The following is a 2,988-nucleotide window of genomic DNA, read 5'->3' on the forward strand; positions in this document are numbered from 1 at the left end:
AAAGAAAAACAGCTCTTTTCCAAGATACTTGCCAATAACTTCATTGAGATTTTTTTTTGAATTCCTCTTGTTTTCTTTTATCTTGTACATTGTGTTGGTGTAATATATGAAAATTTCATATATTACGGTGCACTGTAGACTTACTGACATTCAGACCAAATTTTTTCTGAATCTTTATTCTCATTTCTTTAATAGTAATATTAGGATTTTCTTCTATCCATACTTCAACTTGCTCAAGTTGGCTATGATTCAATCTAGTTTTTTTACAGCATTGAGCAGGAGCAAATAGTTTTTCTTCTCTTCCAAATTTTAAGTCATGAAGTTACTGCGTTTCTTGAAATGCAGCATATCTTTGCTACAGCCGTTATGCTATGCTTTTTTGCTAGCAATTACAGCATTTAGTTTTTTTATGCATTGTTTCTTACTTTCTTCAGCATTTTTCTTGCCGATTCCACCACTTGTTCATCTAATAGTTTTGATCTTAATCCTATTTTACCCCGCTATTTTACTTGTTTCAGTATGGACTTTTTTTCTCTTTATTGTCTATCCGCTCTCTCCTTAATGGGCATTGGTATTAGTACCCCATATTAGTTTAAAATTTTCTAACTTTCATTACTTTTTGTAAACTGTTTCTAGTTTTGAGTATGAATGTTAATTCTTTTTTGTCTGAAGACAAAATTATCTTATCCATTTCATAGAGGCCATTTATAAGACATTCACATTCGCTACTCACTTCCGTCATCTCTTCCATTATTGAAATTTTCAGATTGAGCATTATGTATCTGTATACAGTTCCATACTCTGTCTCTAATGTGTTCTTCAATACCAAACTGTTTTCATTGTGTTCAACTACTGTATACGAGTCATCTGTAGATTTTTGATCATTCTCATCAAGCATAGACACTATATACCTTGCGTCTTTCTCAAAAAAGCTTAAGTATTCACCAGGAAAACTCAGTTCATTATGCTCAGTTATGTATGTACTATAATCTGCGTAATTAAGCTCAGCTGAACTAATATTTTCCTCAGAAAACTCTGAATAGTCGTTGGAAAAGTTTATAAAATCTATCATAATGCTACCATATTATATTAATAATCTATTAATATAATAACCAACATTGTTATATAAATCAAGTAAGTTAATTTATTAATAATGATAATCAAGCTCCAACTATTGCAGATTGAACGTTAGAATGATCGCTAGCTTTGAAATTATTATTTTCATCTATTTGCGGCTGATTAATCATAGTTCGAACAAGATTGGTTGCCATAAAGGTACAGCCTAGAATAAAAAAAGCAGTAGAAATAAAAGGAATAATAGGAGATTCGAGAGGCAATATAAATGTAATTCCTCCTATTAAAAATGAAATGCTAGATGCGATATCAAGACAGATCTTCGTTAGTTTCTCTTGCCGAGGAGTATCGAGTTGCTTATTAAGATCATGCCGCCTAAAATGATCAGTTAATGACCATATATTTAAGGCAAGCGAAAGTGCACTTAGTATGGTGCTGGCAATACTAAAATATAGACTTAAGACAGAAATATTCAAAGCTAATGCTGCTATGTACCCAATCGTAGATAGTGCAGTAACTAAGCGTTTTAAATGAGTTCGTATTTTCTTTCTGTAAACAAGCCTCTTTTCCTCACAATTCATAAACTTAAGTGTAGTAAATATATTATAGCATTAATTAACTCAAGAATCAATATAGAGTGCCCGAGAGAAGACTTGAACTTCCACAACTTGAAAAGTTACTAGCACCTGAAGCTAGCGCGTCTACCAATTCCGCCACCCGGGCAGGCTTTATTGCATAGGAGAAAAAGATTCAGCAGTGATTCTATTATAGAGTAAATATCTATCAAATAAATACAGCTTATGCCACAAAGAATGAAAGTCAGCAACTGAATTGAATATAACAAATTTCTAGAAGAAAGATACCGTCTTGCTAGTCAACAAAAAAATTACTCAAGCTGTATCATAAAATCAAAAAATACTTCTGATTGTGTAACAGTACACAGATTACAGTTAGTGAATATGTTGAATGGATTGGAAGCATTTTTTGATTTTAAACTACAGTCAACATCCTAGTTCTGTAATTCTTGATATGATTTGGATCAAAAGCACTTTTGGATGTCAGGATACCGAAAATGATATGGAGTAGCTTACGCATTGCAGCTCCCACAATTGCCATATTATGCTTACCCTTCTTCTTTAGTCTTTGGCAAAAACTCACAATGATAGGATTGTGATTCTTGGCTACTATGGCAGGAAAGAAAAGGGCCTTACGTAATGTTTGTGAACCTGATTTACTTAATCTTGGTTTAGAATGTACAGATGAACCTGATGTTATATTTTTCGGTATAACTCCTGTATATGCTGCCAATTGCCTGGCATCTCTAAAAGCTTTTATGTCAGGGATTTCAGCTAAAATAGCCATTGCTGATTCCTCTCCTATTCCTGGAATAGTCAATAGAAGCTGAAAATTTTCCAACAATTCTTTGTGCTGCTTTAATAGTTTGCGTATGGAGTTTTTTATTATTTCTATTTTTTTAACTATATTCGTTGCAACAAGCATTTGCAACTTCTTTAGGCAGTCTCTCTTTTTTTTCTAGGTGGTTATTTACTAATTCTTTTAACGCAACTGAGCAACGATAAAGATGTTTTAATTTTTTCATTTCAGAAGAAGGTGGTGTCCAACGAGTTGGTTCCTGTCTTTGGCAATAATCAGCAATAATTTCTGCATCAGTCTGATCATTCTTTTGTCTTACGAGCTTACTCCTTGTATAAGATTTAATACAATAAGGATTTACAACACTAACAAAATGTCCAGCATTGTGCAGAAATTCAGCCAAAGCTTCGCTATAACAACCACATGCATGACTTTACTTCTTCCACATTATGCTTTTGTAGAAAACTCAGCAGACCTTGAAACCCAAGATCATCGTTCTTAAAGCTCCTTTTCCTAGTTTCACGCTTTTCTTTTTTACTT

General features: G+C 33.0%; 2 protein-coding genes, 1 tRNA gene and 2 pseudogenes. All 5 read right to left on the reverse strand.

Annotation, left to right across the window (positions count from 1 at the left end; genetic code table 11):
- A pseudogene (locus Wcon_RS13125) lies at nt 1–491 on the reverse strand (helix-turn-helix domain-containing protein); the annotation flags it as partial.
- 101 nt (nt 492–592) lie between these two features.
- On the reverse strand, nt 593–1,072 hold the full coding sequence (locus Wcon_RS09215) for a hypothetical protein (RefSeq protein WP_114517916.1): 480 nt from the start codon (nt 1,070–1,072) through the stop codon (nt 593–595).
- An 88-nt stretch (nt 1,073–1,160) separates the two neighbouring features.
- Nucleotides 1,161–1,655, reverse strand: a complete 495-nt coding sequence (locus Wcon_RS09220) for a hypothetical protein (protein WP_114517917.1) — start codon at nt 1,653–1,655, stop codon at nt 1,161–1,163.
- A gap of 57 nt (nt 1,656–1,712) precedes the next feature.
- Nucleotides 1,713–1,797, reverse strand: a tRNA-Leu gene (locus Wcon_RS09225).
- 267 nt (nt 1,798–2,064) lie between these two features.
- Nucleotides 2,065–2,988 (reverse strand): annotated as a pseudogene (locus Wcon_RS09230) (IS110 family RNA-guided transposase); the annotation flags it as partial.

It is taken from the genome of Wolbachia endosymbiont of Cylisticus convexus, assembly GCF_003344345.1.